General features: G+C 38.0%; 21 protein-coding genes. 4 read left to right on the forward strand and 17 right to left on the reverse strand.

What is annotated here, in order from left to right:
* The first annotated feature begins 6 nt into the window (after positions 1–6).
* Positions 7–2148: an alpha-glucuronidase family glycosyl hydrolase gene (locus GR160_RS18345; protein ID WP_160751361.1), complete on the forward strand. Its 2142-nt coding sequence runs from the start codon at positions 7–9 to the stop codon at positions 2146–2148.
* Between the two features lie 33 nt (positions 2149–2181).
* Positions 2182–3504: a xylose isomerase gene (gene xylA / locus GR160_RS18350; protein ID WP_160751362.1), complete on the forward strand. Its 1323-nt coding sequence runs from the start codon at positions 2182–2184 to the stop codon at positions 3502–3504.
* A gap of 85 nt (positions 3505–3589) precedes the next feature.
* Here xylA and GR160_RS18355 read toward each other — a convergent pair whose 3' ends face one another.
* The 9 genes from GR160_RS18355 to GR160_RS18395 all read right to left on the reverse strand — a co-directional run bounded on the left by GR160_RS18355 (position 3590) and on the right by GR160_RS18395 (position 12468).
* A complete protein-coding gene (locus GR160_RS18355) occupies positions 3590–4606 on the reverse strand; it encodes a cytochrome-c peroxidase (protein WP_160751363.1) in 1017 nt (338 codons plus the stop codon).
* A 113-nt stretch (positions 4607–4719) separates the two neighbouring features.
* Complete coding sequence (locus tag GR160_RS18360) at positions 4720–5583, reverse strand: MbnP family protein (protein ID WP_160751364.1); 864 nt, start codon at positions 5581–5583, stop codon at positions 4720–4722.
* Positions 5584–5613: 30 nt separating this feature from the next.
* Positions 5614–7581, reverse strand: coding sequence for a TonB-dependent siderophore receptor (locus tag GR160_RS18365; RefSeq protein WP_160751365.1), 1968 nt, complete (start codon positions 7579–7581; stop codon positions 5614–5616).
* A 5-nt stretch (positions 7582–7586) separates the two neighbouring features.
* A complete protein-coding gene (locus GR160_RS18370; protein ID WP_160751366.1) occupies positions 7587–8510 on the reverse strand; it encodes a hypothetical protein in 924 nt (307 codons plus the stop codon).
* A gap of 281 nt (positions 8511–8791) precedes the next feature.
* A complete protein-coding gene (locus GR160_RS18375; RefSeq protein ID WP_160751367.1) occupies positions 8792–9160 on the reverse strand; it encodes a hypothetical protein in 369 nt (122 codons plus the stop codon).
* Positions 9161–9480: 320 nt separating this feature from the next.
* Complete coding sequence (locus GR160_RS18380; protein WP_160751368.1) at positions 9481–10143, reverse strand: hypothetical protein; 663 nt, start codon at positions 10141–10143, stop codon at positions 9481–9483.
* Complete coding sequence (locus GR160_RS18385) at positions 10144–10356, reverse strand: hypothetical protein (RefSeq protein ID WP_160751369.1); 213 nt, start codon at positions 10354–10356, stop codon at positions 10144–10146.
* A gap of 90 nt (positions 10357–10446) precedes the next feature.
* Positions 10447–10791, reverse strand: a complete 345-nt coding sequence (locus GR160_RS18390; protein ID WP_160751370.1) for a hypothetical protein — start codon at positions 10789–10791, stop codon at positions 10447–10449.
* A 3-nt stretch (positions 10792–10794) separates the two neighbouring features.
* The gene (locus GR160_RS18395) at positions 10795–12468 is read right to left on the reverse strand and encodes a hypothetical protein (protein WP_160751371.1); all 1674 of its coding nucleotides are present in this window, start codon (positions 12466–12468) and stop codon (positions 10795–10797) included.
* A gap of 170 nt (positions 12469–12638) precedes the next feature.
* On the opposite strand from GR160_RS18395, the gene GR160_RS18400 reads away from it, so the two are divergent.
* Positions 12639–13043 (forward strand): helix-turn-helix domain-containing protein, encoded by a 405-nt coding sequence (locus tag GR160_RS18400; protein WP_160751372.1) that lies wholly within the window; start codon positions 12639–12641, stop codon positions 13041–13043.
* A gap of 74 nt (positions 13044–13117) precedes the next feature.
* Here GR160_RS18400 and GR160_RS18405 read toward each other — a convergent pair whose 3' ends face one another.
* The 8 genes from GR160_RS18405 to GR160_RS18440 all read right to left on the reverse strand — a co-directional run bounded on the left by GR160_RS18405 (position 13118) and on the right by GR160_RS18440 (position 22483).
* On the reverse strand, positions 13118–13807 hold the full coding sequence (locus GR160_RS18405) for a hypothetical protein (RefSeq protein WP_160751373.1): 690 nt from the start codon (positions 13805–13807) through the stop codon (positions 13118–13120).
* Positions 13808–13816: 9 nt separating this feature from the next.
* Entirely contained in the window at positions 13817–14971 is a 1155-nt protein-coding gene (locus GR160_RS18410; RefSeq protein WP_160751374.1) for a protein NO VEIN domain-containing protein, read from the reverse strand.
* A 384-nt stretch (positions 14972–15355) separates the two neighbouring features.
* Complete coding sequence (locus GR160_RS18415) at positions 15356–19018, reverse strand: YecA family protein (RefSeq protein WP_160751375.1); 3663 nt, start codon at positions 19016–19018, stop codon at positions 15356–15358.
* A gap of 154 nt (positions 19019–19172) precedes the next feature.
* Complete coding sequence (locus GR160_RS18420) at positions 19173–19727, reverse strand: hypothetical protein (RefSeq protein WP_160751376.1); 555 nt, start codon at positions 19725–19727, stop codon at positions 19173–19175.
* 16 nt (positions 19728–19743) lie between these two features.
* Positions 19744–20754, reverse strand: coding sequence for a relaxase/mobilization nuclease domain-containing protein (locus tag GR160_RS18425; protein WP_160751377.1), 1011 nt, complete (start codon positions 20752–20754; stop codon positions 19744–19746).
* Positions 20751–21059, reverse strand: coding sequence for a plasmid mobilization relaxosome protein MobC (mobC, locus tag GR160_RS18430; protein WP_237421253.1), 309 nt, complete (start codon positions 21057–21059; stop codon positions 20751–20753). The genes GR160_RS18425 and mobC overlap by 4 nt, the downstream gene beginning before the upstream one ends.
* 195 nt (positions 21060–21254) lie before the next feature.
* Positions 21255–22190, reverse strand: a complete 936-nt coding sequence (locus GR160_RS18435) for a toprim domain-containing protein (RefSeq protein ID WP_160751378.1) — start codon at positions 22188–22190, stop codon at positions 21255–21257.
* 20 nt (positions 22191–22210) lie between these two features.
* On the reverse strand, positions 22211–22483 hold the full coding sequence (locus tag GR160_RS18440; protein ID WP_160751379.1) for a helix-turn-helix domain-containing protein: 273 nt from the start codon (positions 22481–22483) through the stop codon (positions 22211–22213).
* Positions 22484–22684: 201 nt separating this feature from the next.
* Here GR160_RS18440 and GR160_RS19460 point away from each other — a divergent pair.
* On the forward strand, positions 22685–22900 hold a 216-nt coding region (locus GR160_RS19460; protein WP_370519237.1), incomplete at its 3' end, for a DUF6660 family protein.

Raw genomic sequence — 22900 nt, forward strand, 5'->3', positions numbered from 1 at the left:
TACTTTATGAACTATTATAAAATACTCTTCGCTTACCTTTTAGTTTTTATTTTACCTCTTAGCCTTAAAGCCGATGACGGTTATCGTCTATGGCTAAAATATGATAAGATCAATAATGCTACGTTGCTTAACAGCTATAGCACTGCTTATAAATCGTATTATATAGAGGGTAATCCGGCAAATGCAGCTGTTATTCAAAAAGAGTTATCAATGGCTTTTAAAGGGCTGTTGGGTAAAGATATAAAACAGGGCAAAGCTGTCTCTGACGGATGTATAGTTATTGGTACACCAGCTTCTTCAACTATCATTAAAGGTCTAAAGATCGATAAAGAGCTGGCTAAATTGGGTGATGAAGGCTTTCTTATCAAAACAGTGGTTATCAATAAAAAGAAATGTACTGTCATTACTGCCAATAAAGATAATGGCCTGCTGTATGGTGTGTTTCATTTTTTAAGACTGATCCAAACGCAGCAAAATACTGACGAACTGAATATTGAGAGTGCGCCAAAACTGCAGGTAAGGTTGCTTAACCATTGGGATAACCTTGATGGCAGTGTAGAGCGTGGCTATGCAGGTACCTCTATATGGAACTGGGACGCGCTTCCGGCTACACTTGATCCTAAATATACTGATTATGCCCGTGCCAATGCATCTGTAGGTATTAACGGCACAGTGCTTAATAACGTAAACTCTAACCCTAAAATAATGACGGCCGATTATTTGCCAAAAGTTAAGGCCCTGGCCGATGTTTTTCGTCCGTATGGGCTTAAGGTATATCTTTCGGTTTCGTTTAGCGCACCTATAAAAATTGGAGGTTTAAAAACTGCCGATCCTTTAGATCCGGCTGTTATAGAATGGTGGAAAAACAAGACTGATGAGATCTATAAATACATTCCTGATTTTGGAGGCTTTCTTGTAAAGGCAAACTCTGAGGGCCAGCCCGGCCCGCAGGATTACGGGCGCACCCATGCCGATGGTGCCAATATGCTGGCCGATGTACTGAAGCCTCACAACGGTATTGTAATGTGGAGGGCATTTGTATACAATAGCAACCCTGCCGAAGACCGCACTTTACAGGCTTACAACAGCTTTAAACCATTCGACGGCAAGTTTAAAGATAATGTGCTGGTACAGATAAAAAATGGGGCTATAGATTTTCAGCCGCGAGAGCCGTTCTCGCCATTGTTTGGTGCTATGCCCAATACATCGCTAATGATGGAGTTCCAAATTACCCAGGAGTATCTGGGGTCATCAAAGCATTTGGTATATCTGGCTTCGCTGTTTGAAGAAACATTACAGTCTGATACCTATACAAAAGGCAAAGGCAGTACCGTTAGCAATGTTTTGCAGGGTAAGTATACCACAGGCAAGCTTACAGGAATGGCAGGTGTTTCTAACATAGGCAATAGTGTTAACTGGACGGGGCATCCGTTTGGGCAGGCCAACTGGTTTTCTATGGGCAGGCTAGCATGGGATCCTGATCTTACAGCCGAAAGCATTGCTGATGAATGGATAAAAATGACATTCCCCAACGTAAAAAATGCTGTTGATGCCATAAAAACAATAATGATGCAATCGCGCGAAGCGGCTGTAAATTATATGACACCGCTCGGGCTGCATCACATTATGGCCTATAACACCCATCAAGGGCCGGGACCATGGGTAGATACGGCTGCACAACCCAACTGGAAGTCTACCTATTATCATAACGCCGATGCAAATGGTATTGGCTTTAACCGTACCAGCACAGGGTCTGATGCGGTAGGGCAGTACTTTCCTCCGGTGAGGGATATGTTTGAAAAGACTGAAACATGCCCTGAAAATTTACTGCTTTGGTTTCATCATTTAAAATGGACGTATAAAATGAAATCGGGTAAAAGCCTTTGGGATGAGCTGTGCCAACATTATTATAAAGGGGTAGATGAGGTAAGAACCATGCAAAAAACATGGGAAACCACTAAAGGTAGTGTTGATGCTGAAATTTTTACGAAAGTAAAAGACCTTTTGGCAACACAGGAAAAGGAAGCGGTAATATGGAGAAACGGCTGCGTATTGTATTTCCAGACGTTCTCTAAAATGCCTGTCCCTGCCGGATTAGAAACTCCTGATAAACCGCTAAGCTATTATAAAGAACTGAAAGTTGATTAAAATATCCAAATAATAACACCAAAAAACAAGAGCATGAGTACAACAAAACAAGCCTACTTTAAAACTGTAGACAAGATAAAATTTGAAGGCCGCGACAGCCAAAATCCACTTGCTTTTAAATGGTATGATGAGAACCGCGTTGTAGCAGGCAAAACCCTGAAAGAGCATTTTAAATTTGCTATGGCATGGTGGCATACCCTATGCAATACCGGTAACGACCCTTTTGGACCCGGTACCGAAACACATGCATGGAACAGCAACGAAGATGCCGTTGCACGCGCTAAAGATAAACTGGATGCCGGTTTTGAATTTATGGAAAAACTGGGCATACCGTACTACTGTTTTCACGATGTAGATTTGGTCGATGAAGCCCCAACCCTTGAAGAATTCGAGCAGCGCGTGAAAGCGGTTGTAGCCTATGCTAAAGAAAAACAGGACGAAACAGGCATAAAACTGCTTTGGGGTACTTCTAACCTTTTCAGTAACCCAAGGTATATGAACGGTGCCTCTACCAACCCTAATTTTGATGTAGTTGCCTATGCAGGTGCTCAGGCAAAAATTGCCATTGATGCAACTATTGCATTAGGCGGCGAGAACTACGTTTTTTGGGGTGGACGCGAAGGCTACATGAGCTTGCTTAATACCGATATTCAGCGTGAGCAGGACCACCTTGCACAGTTTCTTACCATTTGCAGGGATTATGCAAGAAGCCAGGGCTTTACAGGCAACTTCCTTATAGAGCCTAAACCAATGGAACCAATGAAACACCAGTATGATTTTGATGCTGCAACATGTATTGGTTTCCTTAATAAATACAACCTTCAGGATGATTTCAAGCTAAATCTTGAGGTTAACCACGCCACACTTGCAGGCCACACGTTTGAGCACGAAATGCAGATAGCTGCCAATGCAGGCATGCTGGGATCGCTTGATGCCAACCGTGGCGACTACCAAAACGGCTGGGATACTGACCAGTTTCCTATCGACATCTACGAGGCTACACAGGCTATGCTTGTTTTCTTACAGGCAGGCGGCCTGCAGGGTGGCGGTATTAACTTTGATGCCAAAGTGCGCCGTAACTCTACCGACCTTGAAGATAAATTCATTGCCCACATTAGCGGTATGGATATTTTTGCGCGCGGTTTAATCAGTGCTGATTATATCCTTAACAACACCAACTACACACAACTGCGCACAGAGCGTTATGCATCGTTTAATGGAGGTAAAGGATCTGAGTTTGAAAACGGCAAACTAACCCTTGAAGACCTGAATGCTTATGCACGCCAAAACGGCGAGCCGAAACAAATCAGCGGCAGGCAGGAACTGTTCGAGCAAATTATTGCGAACGCTTATTAATCTGAAAAGTATTTTTAATAAATAAAGCGAGGACTTCTGAAAATGAAGCCCTCGCTTTTGTGTTTAATTTTTACAATATTATTATCTATTCAACAAAAGTGTTATCGCTCAGTGCTTTCATAAATGCTATCAAATCAATTTTTTCCTGTTCAGAGAGTGGAATGCGGTTGCCATTATTCTTAAATGCGGGGTCAAGGTTATCTGAATACAGCACACCATTGTCAAAATAATCAAGTACCGATTTTAATGTTGCAAATTGCCCGAAACTGCCGTAAGGTGCTGTAAACGCCACATTACGTAACGACGGTACCCGAAAACTCATGTAATCGGCCGTAAGGCCTGTAACCCTCGCGCGGCCTGCCTCGTTAGTATTGGTGTTTAAAGGAAAACCAATATTTCTGAACGATTGGTCTGTAAACAGTTCTGTGCTATGGCAGCCAGTGCATTTTTGCTGAAATATAGTATAGCCACGTGATTCGCTTTCAGTAAAAGTTTCGCCTTCGTTTCTCATTACTTTATCATATTTACTATTGGCAGATATAAGGGTATATTCATATTGGGCAATGCTTTTATAAATTCTTTCCGGTGTAATATTTTCATCACCAAAAGTTTTTGTAAACAATTCTTTATAAGAAGCATCTTCCTGTATTTTCCCTATAACCTCTAAAATCGATGAGTCCATTTCCTCGTGGGTTATTATGGGTACTAATGGTTGGTTTTCTAATTGAAGTTTACTGCCATCCCAGTTATAAAACCTCATAAACGCCATATTTTGTATAGGCGGAACGTTTCGTAGTCCTGTACGGCCCTCAATACCAACACCCTGAATATTGTTGTCGGCAAAGGCATGCGCCTGAATATGGCAGCTGGCACAGGCAATGCTGTTATCGGCACTAAGCCTTTTATCTTCAAATAGCTTTTTACCCAGTTCAACACCATATTGAGTAGGCATATTAACTTTCACAGCTGCATTAATATCGGGAAAACCGATCGGTATATGTAATCCAATTTCAGGATTATTATACACAACAGGCTGGTAGTCATCATTGCTGCATGATGCTATAATAAATAGGAGAGATAAAATGTAAACTGTTTTTTTCATGATGTTATAGAAACTTCCATTTCGAAGAAGGAGAAATCTTTTGATTTTGTTTGCAAACCTGAGATTTCTCTACTCTGCTGCGCCTCGGTCGAAATGGAAGACTCATGTGGAATTTAGTTATCTACCCTTTCAATAGAGAACATACCTTTGCTATCGCTTGTGCCGTTACCGCCAAGGTTGTCTACAAACTTTACCATTTGAACCGCAGTATGAATGTTTGGCGTGGCATTGTCATTCATTCCTGTACCTGTAGAAAGCGTAATGGTATTGATAGCGCCGCTTAGTAGCTTATTAAAATCTGCCTTGATGTTAATTTTTGGTGCCGAACTGCCCACTACCGCATTTGTGCCCAAATTTAAAGTAACATCCCTGTAAGCATCAACACCCTGCGTATAATTGCCTTCGGAACCCTCTACAGTACTCCCTGTATGAATAGACATTTCTTTATTATCGGTATCATAAAATCCTTCAATTTTAGTAAAGCGATATCCTGATCCCCATTCCCACATCATTTGGGTATCGTTTGCCCCGGCGGCTGCATAAAAATCTGGGAATCTTGTTTGGTCTAAAGTATTTTGTGCCTGCCTGATGCCAAGGCCAAATTTTATTTGACGGTAAGCACCTGAAGGAATATTGCTTAAAACATAGTTAAGTGTTGCAGGTTTCGACTGGTCTATAACCGTTGCACCTTTGTCAAGATCGTTTACATTGTATGGAACCTCGGTACCATCATCTTTTATAAGGCGAATGTTGCTGATAACATATTTAAGCTCTGAAAAATGGTGTAGTTGTCCTAGGGCAGATGTATTAATAGTTGCCGTAGCAGAAGTGGCGTTTCCTAAAACAATGGTTGTATTATTAAAGGTGTTGTTAAAGGTAAGAGTTACATTGTTTGCCACCACGGTGTCGTCATCTGAACAAGATGCTAATATTAATGCTATAAAAGAAAGTAATACGTATTTTTTTAAATTTTTCATTCTATTGATTTATTAATGATTGTTGTTTTATTAAAGATTGAATTTTAAAGATGTAAAAATGTTGCGCCCCATGCGCGGAATATTTCCCCAGTCGGCATAGGTGCTGTAATATTCATTTAACAGGTTTTCTGCCCCTACCTGAAAAGTGGAAATAACTTTGTTGATGCTGAACCTGTAATCGGCAGATACATTAAGTATGGTATAAGCCGGGGTTTTGTCTTCGCCATATTCAGGGCTGTAGTTAACTTGGGCAAGATCGCCATTTACCGATGCCTGAAAGCTGAACTTTTTAAGCATATAATGCAATGAGGTTTGATAACTTAGCGGACGAATAAAAGGCAGGTTGCCCTCTTTATTATCCTGGGCACGGGCATAGGTAAGTGCGCCTTTCCAGTGCAGATGCTCTAAGATGTTGTAACTGCTGTTTACAGAAAAATTAAACAGCGTAGCATATTCTAAACTGGTATAGCCTTTTACGCCAACTGACTGATAATTCATAGGGCTTCCGAGGCTTAAAATACGGCCAATGATATAATTCTTTATATAAAAATAATTGGCTTTGGCTTGTAGGCTAAACTTATTGGTTTTAAATCCTGCCGATGTATTAAGTTCGTGCGATATTTCGTTTTTAAGATTAGGATTACCTATATAATCATATCGGTCGAAACTGTTGTAAATATAGTATCCATATCCTTCAGATACCGACGGTGCCCTTTGCCCATAGCCCGTGCCCACAGAAAAATCAAACTTGTTTAAGGTCAGTACATAGTTGCCATGCAGGGCAGGCAGTATCCTTGTTTTTTCCTGTGGCGCACCGGGGTGAAAGATCCAGTTAAACTCGGCATACTTAGAATAGTTGTAGTTGACCGATAAAGAACCTCCAAAGTTGATTTGGCTCCTTCGAGAAATGTCATACGAGTTATTCATATTAAGTCCTGCAAAACGTGTGGTTATCCATGGCCAACTGTAGGCAAACATAGTGCGCTGGATGCGGTCCTGAGGATACATGCGCATTTCGGCAATCGAAAGGTTATCATAAGCATTGAGCTGAATTTCCGATGCATACCGCCCACTTTTTAAATTGGCTTTGCTCACTAAGCCATAGGTAGTGCTCCAGCCCGGCATATCCATATGTACAAGGTTTTCAGGGCGGGTAGTATCATCCATATAATGCTCTATAGCATTATAATACACCTTCGTGTCTAAAGCCCTTACCAAACCTTTCTCAAACAGTTGCTTGTAAGTTAGTGATGTTATTATAGCGCGTGAAAGCCATAGATCCATGGGTAGGGCCGGAAAGCCTACATCCTTTGCTACATCAAAAATAGCATCGACACGCAGAGAAGACAGTTTTCCTGTTTTATAGGCTATGCCCAACGAACTGTTAAATTTACTAAACTGCGAATGCTTTACCTCTTTATCGTTTCCGGCAGTATAGTTTTCTGCCTTACGATAGGATATACTTCCATCGGCCACAAACTTACTACCGGAATACGAAATGTTGCCCAGATTAAAAAACTGTTTGTTATTAAACTCATATCCCGTTTGGTAGCCACCATTCCATTTTTTTGCAAGGCCAAATGGGGTACTTTTCCTTTTCAGGTCTATACTTCCGGCAACGGTTGCACCATGAAGGCTTCCGCTTTGCCCGGATTTTATATCTATGGCAGACAGGTTATTGACCTCTACATAGGATGTAACCGGATCCATCTTATCTGTGCACGCTCCAAAAATGTGCATGCCGTCTATGGTTAGTGTAGCGCGTTCGCTGCTCATATTGTTGAGCAGCGGCTCCCATGCATAGGCCCCACGTTTTATAAAACTGATGCTTTGCGACGATGCCAAAAACTCATCTACCGAAACAGCCAATTTCATATCAGTCTCTATTTTCTTTTTTGCAGCGGCTGTAAGCGTTACCTCTTTTAATATATTGATGCTGTCGTTTTGTGCAGCCGCACTTATCCCAACTAGAAGCAATACTATGGTTAATATCCTCATTTCGTTTAGAATAAAATATCAATAAAAAGTTCGCTTTTTGCCCCCATAACACCCGGAGTAAAAGTTGTGGGTACCTCAGTGCCCTTAACTATAAGCCCGTTTTGGTTTAGCAGAATAAAATTCAGCGTCCAGTTGCCAGTCATGGTGTAGTTAACTACTCCCTGATACAGGCCGTCTTCGCGTTGGGTCAAATCCCTGTTGTTGGGAGATGAATGGTTACCCATAGATGGTTCCGGCATTCTTGGGTCAAGTCGTAATGTGTAGCCTTCAACCTCAGAATATGAAAACTGCGATGGGTCGGGAAAAGTTCCGGCAGGTACCTCGGGTTCATTATATTTATAAATGCCTGCAACCAAATCGTTCTCGGCCACCCCAGGCCTTTGCGGTGCAATCAGGGCAATATAATACTGTTGCCCATCATTACCTGTAAAGGCTGTCATGTTTAGGTTTTTATTGGTTTGCTCCATTACCATAACATCAGCATTTACTGAAACACTTGGGTTATTATCGGCAAAGTTTATGTATAGTTTCCAGTTTTGTGCAGCTGAACTTTGTTGTGCAAAAACACTATAACCTTTATAATAGCCGTTTTGGGCATCATAAACCAGGTTGTATTGGTGCGGACAGGATGAAACATTACCTTCGGAATTCGTCAAGACAGGCAAAAAAGTAACGTTTTCTGTCGCAAGGTTCTGATTGGTTTGGGTATTAAGAATCTTTAAGTGAAGTTCATTGTAACCTTTATAAAAAGTTCCATTCAGGGTTTCGATACTTATTCTGTATATTCCGCTGTTAATCAACGCAGCTTCCTTAAACTCATAATATTCGGGTACCTCCGTGCTTATCTCCGCTTCATAATCAGTCTTATCAAGCGTGCAGGCTGTAGCCACAAAAAACAATGCAGCCACAAGGCAATAATAAAATTTCATGTACAATTGCTTTTGGTTAAAAGCTGTAAAATGCAGTCTGGTATCTATTTTATGCTTATTAATTGGCATAAGAATATTCATTAGTAACCTACTAATGAAATCATAATGTATTAAAATAAAGATAAAAGGATTGATCGCACACAAGTTCTGCCCAGTGTTTCGTTAATTAACAGCTAACAAAAACACAGACAGGGCTTACAACAGCTTATGTTACTTTTTTATATTCACAACACATTTGCAGGCAGCTTAAAAATGCCCTGAACATGAAGTAATAAAAGGAGTTAAACCAAGCCGGGTGGCCTGAACGATACAGGTGTGTAATTGTGGGAATAAAGGTTTTTATAAGTATTAGCTGGGCTAACATTATAAATTGTGGTCAAAGAAAAAGGTATTGATAAAGGCTGCTCTACTATGGCAAGAACTTCATATTGTAGGGTAGTGCCTTTTTTTTCTGAAGATGGATTTTCATCGGCAGCTTTTTTGGCAAGCTCTTTCATTAAATGACACTTACCATTACAGTGCATTGCTGGTTTTTCTTTGTTTACACAAAGCTCTTTAGCAATATACTCGTAATTAAGGATGTATTCGCCCAAAGGCAAAACAGGCCTTAACAATAAAAATAATGCTATAAAAACTGCAAGCTTTTTCACACAGCAAAAGTAGTTAGATTATGCTATAAAAAAAATCAAATAATAAAAACAGGTAAATAAAATTTAGAGTAGAAAAGAAATAAAAACAAAAAACCCGCAAATACTGATGATTTGCGGGTTTTTGACTGCCGTTGAAGGCTTTTTAGTCGGGGTGGCAGGACGATTCCCTACCGCCGCAAATATCTTAATATCAAGTAATTGATAATCCCTTTTACAATCCGCTCACCGTTTTGCTCACATTTAAGCTATTCGGTAACGGGTGCAAATGTAAGCCTTTTTACTATAAAATGAAACAATCAGCAGTAATTATTACATTAAAATTAAAGACCTTTCCCGCGCTTTCTGTTTATTTTAGGCTTATCCTGAACTTGTGATTGTTTAATATCTTTATTTACAATTGCTTTCTCTAAAAGTTCACTCAGCTTTTCTGTAAACCATTCAGGTTTTTCAACAATTTTGAGTTCCTGCTTTAATTTATCGTATTGTAAAAATGGCTCAATACTGCTACTATGTTCCTTAACATCTATTCCGATGATAGAAGAGAATAAATCTACATTTTCGGTAAGTAATGGAATTGTGTTATGGTACATTTCAAATATGGTCTCAGGCGGTACCAGATGTAATCCATTTTCATGCCTAATCTTCGCACGGTCAAGGCATAGTTGTAAATCGTTGGTATGAAATAAGACAACCTCAATTTGATTTTCCTTATTGAAGTTTTTTAGTCTCCTAACTAAGTCGTAATGACTTTGAAAACCGAGATTTAGTTCTACTGCGAACTCTTTACCCGAAATAAGGTAATCTCTAAGTACAGATTGAAAACGCCAATTTCCTATATCTTTATAATCAACAAACCCTTGTTCTTTATATCGGTGCGCTATTAGGTCTGCATCCAACAGAGAGACTTCATCGGGAATAAAGTCAGCTCCACTGGTGCTTTTTCCAATACCGGGAGGCCCTGCTATTATATAAATGGTTGCCAATTATACTTCAATTATTCTACCGTCAGCATATTCAGCAATCATTTTACCTTCTTTTCGATAAACTAAAGGCTGCCCCTTAGCGAAAAGTGTTGCTTTGGTCTTTTCAGCAATATTCTTTCGCCAGTCCTTCTTTTCTTCCTCATTCATTTGGAAGAAATCTTTTTGCATAGCACCCTTTTTTATAAAATCTTGCTCCTTAATCATTATGTCCATTGCATTGAGTTTTTTAGATTAGTCTATATAACAAAGATAATTAATTTGTCTAAGAACGAATCAAACATCTTTGCGTAAAAAAAAGATAAGTTACTCAAGCTTGGACTGTTTGAGTTTCTGATGTAACGCGTAACACTCGTCAAGAATAATTGACTCCTCCATTGGAATCAGTTGATACGCAATTCCCAGCACGCATGAAATGTTAGTATGCGATACCGCCATTGATGAGGGCAAAATATCCTCTTCAGCTTCAAGGGCTGCCATACAGACCTTCATGATATCCATAATAGTCAAGATTAGGTCGTTGTACCCTGAGAAAGTTAATTCCACGCCAAAACCTTCCCTGCGGAAGCGTTCATTAAAAACATTGAACTGGCTGGCGTTCTTGATTTTGTCGGCGAAGTCTATCGCTTCCTTGATTTTATCATTTTCCATAGCTTATAAAATTAGGTGTGATTTATAGAGTTCATCAAGTTTGGCAAAAGCCAATTGTTTTATTTCCCTAAAGCATTCCTTGCAACGGAGTTCCAGTTCATTACTGTCCTCAATAGCGTACTCGTTTACGACTTTGTAGCGTATCATATCAGGATTAGCCGATAGCAGCAGGTATAATGAATTATCATCTTCCTGACGGAAATACAATGAAAAATCTTTACCGGCAATAAACTGCATTAGCGCAAACAGATGCCCAATATTTACTCGGTTTGGCCTATAGCTAAGAAATAGTTCTATGAACCCGAGGCAGCAGTTTACAATAGCCTGATGCAGCAGTGTGTTTTTCAGCAGTGCATCATCGGGATTAGTAAGTGATTTAGCCGTATTGAAATGGCTTTCTGCCAGCAGTGCACGGTTACGCCAGTAATTAACCGAATACTCCAAATCCCTTTCAAACGGCTGATCGGTAATGTTTAGATTACTGCCTACCTGAATACCGTTAACCGTAAGTTTGTTGAAGAACCATCGGTCGCTATCACGCTTTTTAGACATTAACTGTTTGCGATGTAGTAGCACTGTTACCTTGTGCTTTTTACAAAAGGTATCCCTTACTTTGGCTTCGATCATTGCAGCGGGGTTGTCTTTCGGTTCAAGCGAGTAGACCAACAGGTAAAAGTGATAGCCGGGGTTGAAGTAATTCGACTTCGTTTTTTTAATTTGCGTATTAAACAGTTTGTAGCCAAAGCAGAACACCGCCCTTGTCTTGATATACGTTGAGATAATACCGCTTATCTGTTGTAGCATCTGACCGGCAAAGTAATCTTCCGGTAACTTTTGTTCAAGGATGCTGAGCCCTGCCGTTTCAGGTTGATGTAAGGTTTTGAGTTTGGCCTTGTAATCCAAATACAATTTGTTGTAAAGGCTCCGCGCTTCTCCATAGAACTGACGCACCTTTGCGTTAGCTTTTTTCAGTGTATCAACATTGACTTCTAATTTTGTTTTGTAGATGATAGCGTTTCGTGAGGCATTCAGAAACTCCAGTAAACTTTTACCCTCATCGACATTTGGATTGATAATTTCATCAAGCGAAGGTGCAAAATCTGCAATCCACCTGTACTGCCCAAATAAATCTTGCCCATCTTTAAGCCCTTCACCATGTAATTCCGATATCATCATGTATATAAACCGCAAGCCCTGATGCAGTGCATGGGCCGCTTCTATATGCCGTTCCGTACGCATATAATCATCACACAAACGCAGATACGCATCAATAGTCCAGATCATCTCGCCGGAACGTTTTCGGAGGCGGTACGTGTAATACTTTGTCTTTAGCTTTACAGGATGGAAAACCTTTGCTTCGGGTGCGCAGTACACAAGGTTCTCTGCATTGCAGTGCATTATAAAATAGGGAAAGCCCTTTTTATAAGCATGTTCTACCCAATGGCCGCTAAAATACTTAAACACAATGTTGGGGTGGTCGTCTGCCAGTTTACTGTCATGCAGCGCATCGTCGTCCTGGGCATTATTATCGCTCATGATAACTGACACTAGTGTTTTGTGTTCCAAGGGCAAAACATACACTGCATCGATGTGCAGGAAACTGACCAAATGATTTACGGCCTCTCCCAGTTCTTCGTGATTGGGAAAGGTCTGCGGGATTTTAATTTCATACTTCATAAACTCCGTTTTTGCTGTGAAACATCAGTGAAAAAGCTTATTTTTGCTTATACACAGCAAGTAACTACCTCACGGTAGCGTACCGAACCACAGCGGTTTGTATAATACCAGTTACAGGTTGTGTTTTACCAACTGAATATTTCTTACAGAATCTTGAATACCTTTGAGTTATGAGCACAGCAACTAAAAATCACATAGGAAGAAAAATTAGCCGTATCCGCGAACTACGCGATATGAAGCAGGAAGCACTAGCCCAGGCTTTGGGTATTAGCCAACAGGCGGTTTCTAATATTGAAAACAGTGAAACGGTTGAAGATGCTAAACTCGAAGAAATAGCCAGGGCTTTGGGAGTTACTGTGGAGGGTATCAAACAGTTTTCAGAAGAAGCTGTTTTTAATATTATCTCAAATACTTATCATAACACCAGTAGTGACACTTCAACTCTGATAGCAAGTTCTCTGAACTACCAGCCTACGTTCAATACCGTTGAAAAAATTGTTGAATTGTATGAACGACTTTTACAAGCGGAAAAAGATAAAGTTGAGTATTTAGAGAGATTATTTAACAATAAATAGTTAGTTATATATTACTTTAACTGAAGAGAGACTGGTTTAATGGTAGTCTCTCTTCTAGTTTAAGATTAAATGAACTATTTATCTTTGCCTATTAAGATATCAGCTATTATAGATAACTGTATTGAATTCAATACATTGTAATCGGCGTAATCTAGGGAAGTGTTAATTACAAAATAAGATAGATGAAAATAATATTTCGAGATTATTTTTAAATGTTGAGGGTTAGAAAAAATCAGTCTTTCATTAAAATTTAAAAACTGATTTTCTTGAGAATAACTTTCATATATGGCTCGGTAAGTTCTATGTGCGTACTTTGGGTATTGTCTATATACATCTCTCGTTAACTCTGAAAGTTCCAAACTCTCTTCTTTTTTTATCCAATCTCTATAATCACCATGCGAAATAACTTCATTTTTATACCACTTTACTAGGTACTTTTCTTTTTGCGATTTATTCAATAACTCTAAAATATGCATATTTTCCATTACATCTCTAAATACTCTACTTGCCATTCGAATATTACCGTACATTATCTGTTGATGGCAGTCTAACAATGATGAACTAATATCATTTAGAATTAACCAATTTGCCTTTTTTAAATCGTTTAAATTGTCGTTAAAAGTTCCATTTAAAAAATTTGATTGTCTGATAACTTCATTTAAAAAGATTTTACATTCATCATTGAACTGATTTATTTCCTCTAATGTATATCCAATTGTGAACGCCTTAATTGTACTCTCCTTATCCCAGATTTCACTTTTCATAATTGAGGATTAAGTTAAGTTATTTTTCATAGTTAGGTGTACACGTTGCTCTTTTAGAATTTCAGGCTCTAACAAGTATGGAACGACCTCTTTTCTTAGCAGACTGGTTAAAAGATTAGGAATGTGAAAATGTGTCATCTGCTTATCATCTTGACAATTGATAACTCGATATAACTCATAATTATCCTTGTTATCTAAAAAGAAATCCCACTCATTTGAAGTCAAATAAAACGTTGGTTTCTCACGGACTGTGCCTTTAACTTCAATAAAAGTATTATATGGTTCTAATATCTGAAAGTCGTATGGGTAACTAGACTCGCTAATTTGATTGAGCCATTTTACAGATGATTTCCCATATTTCTCACATAATATATTATAAATATAGCTTTCAGTAATCAATCGGATTTGCTCACTATATTCCTCATCTATTGTAAGTGTAGTGGAATCTAATTCGGAGGCAGAAATCAATTTTGTAGCTCTCTCCTGTTTTTCTTTTTTTATAATGTAATTAAGATTGGTTATAGCATTTGTTAATACCGCAATTCTTAAAGGCTCAAACACTTTCTCAATGTCTTTCTCAATAACATCTTTTGATTTTATATTTATGAATCCACCTGTTGCAATTGATTTAATATTCTGTTCGACAGCTCCCTCTAAGGCTAATCCTATTACAAATATTTTACATGAAACTCCTGACATCAAATTAATATTTTTAGCTGCGATCAAATAGTTCCCACCACCATTTTCTTCTCCGTCAGTAAGTAAAATAATTTTTCTATCTAAGTTGGGGAAATTTTGTAAATTACGAAGTGACTCATTTAAAGCAGCAGTGATAGGAGTTCCACCACTTGGAGGATCTGATAATCCATTTATTACCTTTTTGATTTCTTTAATTTCTAATTCACCGGAATAAATTAATTCAATATCTAATCCTTCTGCATTTACATTAGACTTAGTCTTCGCTGTTCCACGGAAAGTACGAATGTATATTTGTTGTGTGTAATCTTCAATACTTGGCAGTACATTTTGAATTAAAATTCTTTTTATAATCGACATACGCGTTTCTCCATCTATTCGATAATCTCCAATATTTTCTGGAACTCTTGTCATCCCCCCCATGCTTCCTGATTTATCAATGAGGATTTCGACTATTGTTGATTTCATATGGCGATATTATAGATTAGAAAAATTACACCAGAGTAGGAATTTGCTTTTCGCATAATACTTCCAACTTTTAAATATAATTAAAGCTACGATTTTAATTTTAGAAACATATATTTATATATACGTATTTCTTTACGTACAAGTTCCTTAAATATCATAAGAAAACTTATATATAGGAAAATGAAACCTTTCGGCAACCTGTCGGAAGGCCCTATTAATATCGCAACAAGAGCATAATGTGGTATGGTTTTTAATTCGAGAAGAAAATTTCCCGCCACGAAAAAGCAAAAAAGCATCTACGTAAGCGTATGCTGTAGACTGTGAACGCATTGTCTAGCTGTTCATTTCCGTGCTGGAATTTGCTCAACCGATTTGTTTTCAAGGTCAACTAAATATTTTTGATCTCTTTACCTCTGTAAAAGAATAAATTGGTATTGGTACATCTTGAATAAACTTAACTGGTAATTGATAGGACGAAATAACAATAGGCTGGACATTATAGCCAATGACATCTTTTCCTATTTTCTTAGAAAGTGTTTCAAGGTTATATTTGATAAAATTTCCCCTATTTACATGTTTAGGCAGTTGTTTGTCAATATAATTTTTTGCGTCATTTTGAAAGTCGTACATGATTTTTGCTTGTTTGGTATTCTTACATTCTATCAAGTAGACTGTTTTGGTATTATCATCGACAACAAGAACATCAATATCTCCATAGTCTTTCTCGGCATTTGGGAAAACACTTTTTCGAACTTTGATTTCCTGTTCATGAACATATATCGACTGTTGCTTTAACCATTGTAATACTGTATCTCTATATTCTTTGCCTTTAATAATATTACGTTCCTTTACCAATTTACTTATTTCAGGATATTGCTTTTCGTCTACCTTCAGTAACCCATTAAAGAATATATACATTAAATTTTCAGAAGCCATTGCTAAGTGTCTTGCACTCCAAATAAAACTATAAGAACCGTCTTCCATTTTAATTTTTAGAAGAGGCCTACGTACATATGAAAACTCTCTGTTGTATCTCCATGTGTTTATATCAGAGGCGAAATAACCTAAAGGTGGGGTGTCGAAACGTCCCCTTGTTTCTAATGACATAAATTTTATAAAGGCTTCTATTTCTCCATTTTCTAAAATTGAATTAGTACTAATCATAGGAATGAGCTCATCTTCTTTGCAATAGTAATAGGATGCTTTATTTTCAAAACAGCGTACGGACAAAAATCTTAAAATTGCTATTATTCTACTAAAAGCAATCCCTAATTCATCTTTAAAGATTTTATCAATTTTGTCATGATATGGGTCTAAAGGAATATTTTCGTCCTTTTTTATTACTTTAAAAAGGCTATCGAAACTTTCATTACTTTCTTGTACTTCATCCATTATAACAGATTCTCTATAATTATGTATCACAGAATCATAGAAGTCGTGATTTAACCCTATTCTTCCAGACGGAAGCAATCCTATTTCAGGATCATCTAATTTAAGTTGAATAGAATCAATTACGTTTCCATAGAAATTTATTTCTGATAATAAGGCTATTAAAAAATCTACATCATTGTCATTAACAACGTCATCTCCAAAATACGGCTCTGCGACTATGCACTCTATTAGGCTTCTTGTCGTGTGAGATGATTTAATTATATCAGTATTAGCTTTCTTATATTCTTCTACAATATCTTGATAATGTGAAAAACATTCTAATTTGGCAGTGAGGCTTAGGTCTAGATAACCTGACTTATATATTATTGCTTCGTGTCTTAAAATGACATGTTTTAAAAGTTCAAAAGAATTAAAATGTTTTAGCCTTAATCTAAGTTGATTTCTTAAAGAAGTAATTAAGTCATATAACAGTGTTAATTTATCATCAACACTGGTGATTGCACTTGGTACAGATTTTTGATAATTAAGCCATTTCACATTGTTCTCAAGTATTATGGCTGAATCTGCATCCGACAAAAATCTAGCCGTTGGAATGTACAATGAATATCTCTTTATGCTATCGTCCATATGTGAAGTCAATATCATTTTTTTCCTGCTTAAAGGCATAAAAGCGTCAAGAAGATTCTGTATGTCATGCTCTCCAAATATCTTAATACCTTGTGTTTCTCCAAACTTTTTGAAACTATGAAGTATGCTATCTACTAACAAGCGCTCTCCATAATTATCTTTTCTGTGCAGGACATTGAAAATTTCGAGGGGGATTATAATTTTAATTTTCCGGTTGCTAATATTTATATTACTTTCAATATTAAGGTCATTATCGTTTAGCGTTTCCTGTCCTCCCGTCTTTAAGAACTGCCGAAGTTCTTCGGAGAAAAATAGAGTAATTTCAATAGGATATCTACCCAATTTATTTACAAATGGCATCAGGTGTTCTCTGAGTTCGTAAAGCCAATATACCATTGCTTCAATGAAGCTGTTACTTAACGAATCTCTTGTTGAATCGGAAGTCAACCAAATAGGTAAAGAATAATATTCTAATGCAACCCTTAATTTGCCATATAAAATCTCTTCAGACGTGTAAATGGGCGCGTATTGTTGAGTCTTAGTTACGGGTAAGTATCCAGGACTACCATTCTCATTAATGTAAAATATAAAGTGTTTATCGTTTTTTTGTGTAGCCTCGATTGCAATATTGCCTTGTGTAGCGAAATCAAAACTTAGAACATTTGGCATTTTTTCATCTGTTCTGTAAAATGATTCTCTGTTGCTCATATAGTACTTATAGTACGTGAGTGTCGAGTAGAATGGCATTATTTCAACACTTCTATCATCATGAACTATATTTTCAGCCCTTGCATATTTCCATAAAGAAAGCTTGTCAAAGTCCCAGTTTGTAAATAGTCTATCTATGTCGAAAAAGTTTAAAGCCAACATATAAGTTGCTTCATCAATATCTTCAAATCCGTATGATTGAATTTCATCCAGTTCATAAGATGCAAATACGAATAAGGATAGAAATTCAACTTGGTAATCAAATTTTGCCTTTAATAAGGCCATTACCTCATTTGCCCTTGACTCAATAGAATTATCTTTATCAACGGGTAAGAAACAAACGTAGGCAAGTTTATTATTATCAAATTGCCAGATGGACTCATATTGATTTAATTCAATATCAACCTTAAGTTTCGACCAATATGACCCTAAATAATGGTGTAGTTCGTAAATTAATCTTCTATTGTAGCAAAAATCTAAGACGTTTTGTTCTTCTCTTGACTTGGCGACTTCCCTGATAAATAAATTTAAACAGTACATCTGAGCAGATGGCATTGCTAAATAATATTTACCACCTACCTTCAAAAATGGCTTTTGAATTAAAATAGTTTCTTCCCCTTCATTATTTATAACTTCTGACTGGTGAGTAGAAAAATAGCTTATTACATCATGCGCTATTTGAAACTTGGCGTATATATTCTCAATATCATTTTGGGTAAACTCGAATAGGCTCTTATGCCTATCAGCAAAATCTTGTTCGGGGAAATATATTTGACCTCTATAATCATCTTCAGACATATTTCTTTGTAGTCCAATACTTTTTGAAATTCTATCATGTATATATAGTAAGAATACTGTACCTTCTCTAATTATATCTTTTGTTTCGTCTGCTAAAGAATCATCAATGTGGAAAATGCTATTCAGTAGGAGTTGATTAATATTAGTACTGTCTTTGGCAATCCCAGGAAAGACAATATTATTTCCATTGAAAAACATTAGATTCTCAGTTGCACATGATTCTAATGGGTCTTCTCGGTAATCATAATCGTATTCTTTGTGGATTGTTTTTATTAACTGGTCGTATTTTGAGACCTCTTTATCATTGATGTTTTGGCATATCTTATCCTGAATAGATTCAAGGCGAACTAATTTCGCCTGATTAATAGGTAAGATTTGAAGGAGTGAAAGGACTTTTAAGGCTTCCAATGAGCTGAAGGATGATAAATAACCTGAAAACGTCAAGTTGTCTGAGAAGATACAGCATTTTTTATACTTTTTCCCGCTTCCACATGGGCATAAATCGTTTCGTCCTGTTTTCATTTGTAGTATTTTAGCTCTAATTTAGGAAATAATTCTATCCCTAGTAAAAAGGGGGAAATTACGATAGAAAAAATTGCGAATACAGTGTATTCGTAAATGCGTACTTTCAATAATCAACGAAATGAATGAATTGTGCACACACCGTATGCACAATTCATTTATCTTTTCCTTTCACCGAGAAATTATAGGCTTTATTCATTATTATTTTGATGGCTTTATCATTGTTCCGATACATATAATCCCAAGAATTTCTAATCCTGTCGTTTTCTAACTGCTGTATCTCAACCTCTTTTTTGCTCTGTGTATAATCAATTCCCCAGCTATAAGCAAGGTTAAGGGCGAAGGCAGCAACCGGCAATAAAAACCATCTCCCGAAAACTATTCTATAGAAAAGCTTTGCATCCTGTTCCGGGAAAAGTAATATCTGAAGTTTCCTTGTTATACTTTTCGGTTCCCTGCCAATCATGTATTTAATATCCAAAAATCCTTTTTCCAATGCACTTTTTACCGGAGCAATATCTATACTTACAGGAACTTCGCTTTTTGACGCTTGTTGTTCATTAAATCCATCAAGCTTTTTTCCAAGATTATCTATAGCAATAATCAGCTCGCCGATGTTTTGATTCGTCGTTTTTTGTTCAACCGTAAATTCTTCAAGCACTAATTGTAGTGTATCCCTGTCAAGTTGATTTTTTCCATTCGTTTCCATAGTCATTCATCATTAGTTAGTGTTTCATGCCTGGCCTTCTTTTCTTTTTAGGCTGTCGGGTTAGCTCAGAGTCTCTATAGTCTGAAGTATATTCAGGGTTCATTAGCTGTCCTATAAGTCCTGCAATTTGTTTTTCAACTACTTCAAAAGAAGTTTTGTGGTTATTAAACTGTTGACTATTTCCCTGCTTAAAGTTGTTATTAGCACCAATAGTGCTAATATTTAAACTTTCATTTTTTCGACTTGCCCGTTTTGCTTCAAGCTGCTGCTGCAGGCTCAATATCTTTTCAATCTTGGCCAGAGAAAAACCAACCTCGCTTCCTTTAAATTTTACTTTTTTATCATCCACAAAGGAGATACCCCTACCTTTCAGGACTCTATACCCTAAACCCTCCATGTGGTTTTCAAAGGCCGGGTAACTACTGGTTTGCTTTAATGCCTGCTGTATATCCGCTTTCAGCTTTTCCTTCCGGCTGTCGTGCCTGGGGAGTTGCCTATCCTTTGCTGAGAGGAATTTCCTTGGGCTTAATACCTCCTGCAAGCCGTACTGCTTTTCAAGCTTACGGCAGAGTTCTGCCATCCGCTTATAGCTGTTGCTGTCTGTAGCTACCTTGCCATCAAAGCCTACCCGGTTGGCGGCGATATGGATATGCTGCTCTTTGGTATCCTTGTGCAGTACGCAGATGTATTGATGGTCGGCTACGCCAAATGCTTCGGCGCAAGTCCTTCCAACATCTGTTAATTGTGTTTTTGATAACTCTTCGCCTGGTGCCAACCGCAGGGACAAATGCAGCATCGTTTTTTCAATACGTTTGCTTAGCCTGCTCACATCTTTAAACTGCTCGGTAAGTTCATATTTGTTGCCAAAGCATTTGTTGTATTCTAATACCTCGGCACGTTCCCTGTGCTGCAAGTGCTCTCCTGCTGCAAGCCCTAATTTCTTTTCTTCGGACAATTCTTTTTTATCTTCCAGTACATAACTGAGCAGGTGGTAAATTGAAGCCCCTATGGACACATGGCCAATCATAACAGGTAGTTTTTTATTTGCAGGGCAAGGTCTTTCACTTGATTGGACTGCACTTTTAGTTCTGCCCGTTCAATCGGACTAAGCTCGTCATTGCTGTTACGCTTTTTGGCAATCTGGTTCAGGTTCGCAGCCATGTGGTTTAGCGTAGCGGTAAAGCTTAAAACTTCTTTTGGCAGGGCTTTGTTCTTGAAATTAATTTTTGAAGTAAGGCCAAGCTCACGCAGGTATTCTGATATGGTCAGCCTTGCTTTTCTTGCCTTGGCTTCAATGGCTTTACGCTCAAATAGTGTACACTTAATTGCCATCACCTGGTTCCTTTTAATCTCTTTGGGAGGCCGGCCGCCTTTATTCCTATTGTTGTCATTTACTCCTTCCATCATCTTTAACCATTACGATTTTTTGAATGCGGCAGCATGAAAAAAATCCCTCAACGAATGCGGTAGCATGAGTTGAGCCAGCGTTTTGGTTTTACCAAAACATAGCTGGCTACCACTCAGACGTCATATAGACCTTCCATGCTTTTTAAAAGCTTTAAGTGTTTCAGGCTGCTTTAGCCAGTCGTTCAAATCCTTTTGATTTCGGTACAGATTACTTTGGTCAGTAAACCTTTCAGGGCTTCTTTCCAAAGCTTCTTTTGTGAGTTTCATCCCCGCATCGTCCCGGTCAAGGTACAGGCTAACGTGCTTATGCTGTTCCATAAGTTCCCAGGACTTTTGAAAAAAGGCAAGGGAGTTCAGTACCAAAAAATTAGCAGGTGGCCCTGTGGCTTTTTGGGTTATGGCTTTAAAAGACATTAAATCAAAAAAGCCTTCAAAAACATCGAGGGATTTTGCCCCGCTGTCAAAGAAACTTATAGCCTTTGGCGAACTGCTGCCTTTGAAAAATTCATTTCGCAATTCATATCCACCCTCGTCATTCTTAAACCCGATGGCGGTCTGCTTTTTGCCGTACAAGAGAAAAGCCACCTCCCTGCAATACTGCCTGGCAATCGCCAGTGGGATGTTCCGTTTTTCCAAATAGGCAATCAACCTGCTATCCGAAATAATCCTGCTATCCGTTACCACTATCTTGTTACCATTCTCCATTTTTTTTTCACCAGCAGAAATTTCCTTTACAATGCCTAACAGTTTAGGGGGTGCCTGCGGTTGAAAAAGAAAGGTTTCAGCACCTCCGGATGATAGCTTTTGTAGCAGTTCGGGTATCGTGCAGCGGAAATATGAAATCCCAAAATCAATCAGGTCGCCACCTTTACCAATACCGTGGTCGAACCAGACATTACCCTTTCGGTTAACTTTAAAGGAAGCGGTCTGTTCATTTCGCAAAGGGGATTTGTACCAGTAATCATTGTTCCTGATTTTTGACGGTTCATATCCAAGCGAAGCGAGGAAATCCACCATGTCAATTTGTTTTGCTAAAGCACAAGTCAGCTTTTCCATAATTTATAATTTGTGGAAACCTATTGGCTTGCGCCTTCCATTAGCTTCTGTATGTCTTCATAACGGTAATACAACAAGCCTCCAATTTTACTGAAGGGTAGAATACCGTTAACCCTTAGATTCTGAAGCGTACCAGCTGATATACCTAACAGCTTGCGTACTTCAAAACTTTTAAGCCAGTTGCGTTGTTCTTCTCCTCGTTTGCGTGGAAATGCCTGAAATTTTCGGATTTCTTCCAGTAACTCTTTCTTGAATCGTTCAAGGTCGTCCCTTGTAATTAACTCTACATTCATCGTTCTTCATTTTTACATTAAACATAACCTCAATGCAGGCCGTTAACTAATTGATGAGCTTACAGCCGTTTTGATTACAAAGTAAAGGAGGTATCAATTTAAAAAGATGACCATTGTGAACGTTTGGTTAATTTGTTATTATTTTGTAATAAATAAAGTCAGTAGCTTTCGATTAAAAAAATATTAATTACTTTTACTGCAATGCATAACATCAGGCAAATACTCACTGTTTTTTTATCAGCTTACCTGCTGATATTAATAGTATTGCCTTGTACTGATGCGCACAATACCTACAATAAAAAACAGTCAGAGGAAATTACACAAGGCACATCAGAACACAAGGACGATTTTGAAGTATGCACGCCTTTTTGTGTCTGTGGAAGTTGTATCACTGCAATGGTGGTACAGCCGATAGCG

This window comes from Flavobacterium sp. Sd200 (assembly GCF_009826935.1).
In the GTDB taxonomy this organism is placed as follows: Bacteria; Bacteroidota; Bacteroidia; order Flavobacteriales; family Flavobacteriaceae; genus Flavobacterium.

Excerpts from the sequence above, each read along its gene's own strand:
- mobC (WP_237421253.1), bottom strand. The coding sequence starts at position 21,059 with ATGGCAATTAAGTGTACACTATTTGAGCGTAAAGCCATTGAAGCCAAG.
- GR160_RS18435 (WP_160751378.1), bottom strand. The coding sequence starts at position 22,190 with ATGGAAAAGCTGACTTGTGCTTTAGCAAAACAAATTGACATGGTGGAT.
- xylA (WP_160751362.1), top strand. The coding sequence starts at position 2,182 with ATGAGTACAACAAAACAAGCCTACTTTAAAACTGTAGACAAGATAAAA.
- GR160_RS18390 (WP_160751370.1), bottom strand. The coding sequence starts at position 10,791 with ATGGAAAATGATAAAATCAAGGAAGCGATAGACTTCGCCGACAAAATC.
- GR160_RS18400 (WP_160751372.1), top strand. The coding sequence starts at position 12,639 with ATGAGCACAGCAACTAAAAATCACATAGGAAGAAAAATTAGCCGTATC.
- GR160_RS18370 (WP_160751366.1), bottom strand. The coding sequence starts at position 8,510 with ATGAAATTTTATTATTGCCTTGTGGCTGCATTGTTTTTTGTGGCTACA.
- GR160_RS18385 (WP_160751369.1), bottom strand. The coding sequence starts at position 10,356 with ATGGACATAATGATTAAGGAGCAAGATTTTATAAAAAAGGGTGCTATG.
- GR160_RS18425 (WP_160751377.1), bottom strand. The coding sequence starts at position 20,754 with ATGATTGGCCATGTGTCCATAGGGGCTTCAATTTACCACCTGCTCAGT.
- GR160_RS18395 (WP_160751371.1), bottom strand. The coding sequence starts at position 12,468 with ATGAAGTATGAAATTAAAATCCCGCAGACCTTTCCCAATCACGAAGAA.
- GR160_RS18420 (WP_160751376.1), bottom strand. The coding sequence starts at position 19,727 with ATGGAAACGAATGGAAAAAATCAACTTGACAGGGATACACTACAATTA.
- GR160_RS18415 (WP_160751375.1), bottom strand. The coding sequence starts at position 19,018 with ATGAAAACAGGACGAAACGATTTATGCCCATGTGGAAGCGGGAAAAAG.
- GR160_RS18365 (WP_160751365.1), bottom strand. The coding sequence starts at position 7,581 with ATGAGGATATTAACCATAGTATTGCTTCTAGTTGGGATAAGTGCGGCT.
- GR160_RS18355 (WP_160751363.1), bottom strand. The coding sequence starts at position 4,606 with ATGAAAAAAACAGTTTACATTTTATCTCTCCTATTTATTATAGCATCA.
- GR160_RS18410 (WP_160751374.1), bottom strand. The coding sequence starts at position 14,971 with ATGAAATCAACAATAGTCGAAATCCTCATTGATAAATCAGGAAGCATG.
- GR160_RS18345 (WP_160751361.1), top strand. The coding sequence starts at position 7 with ATGAACTATTATAAAATACTCTTCGCTTACCTTTTAGTTTTTATTTTA.
- GR160_RS18360 (WP_160751364.1), bottom strand. The coding sequence starts at position 5,583 with ATGAAAAATTTAAAAAAATACGTATTACTTTCTTTTATAGCATTAATA.
- GR160_RS18440 (WP_160751379.1), bottom strand. The coding sequence starts at position 22,483 with ATGAATGTAGAGTTAATTACAAGGGACGACCTTGAACGATTCAAGAAA.
- GR160_RS18405 (WP_160751373.1), bottom strand. The coding sequence starts at position 13,807 with ATGAAAAGTGAAATCTGGGATAAGGAGAGTACAATTAAGGCGTTCACA.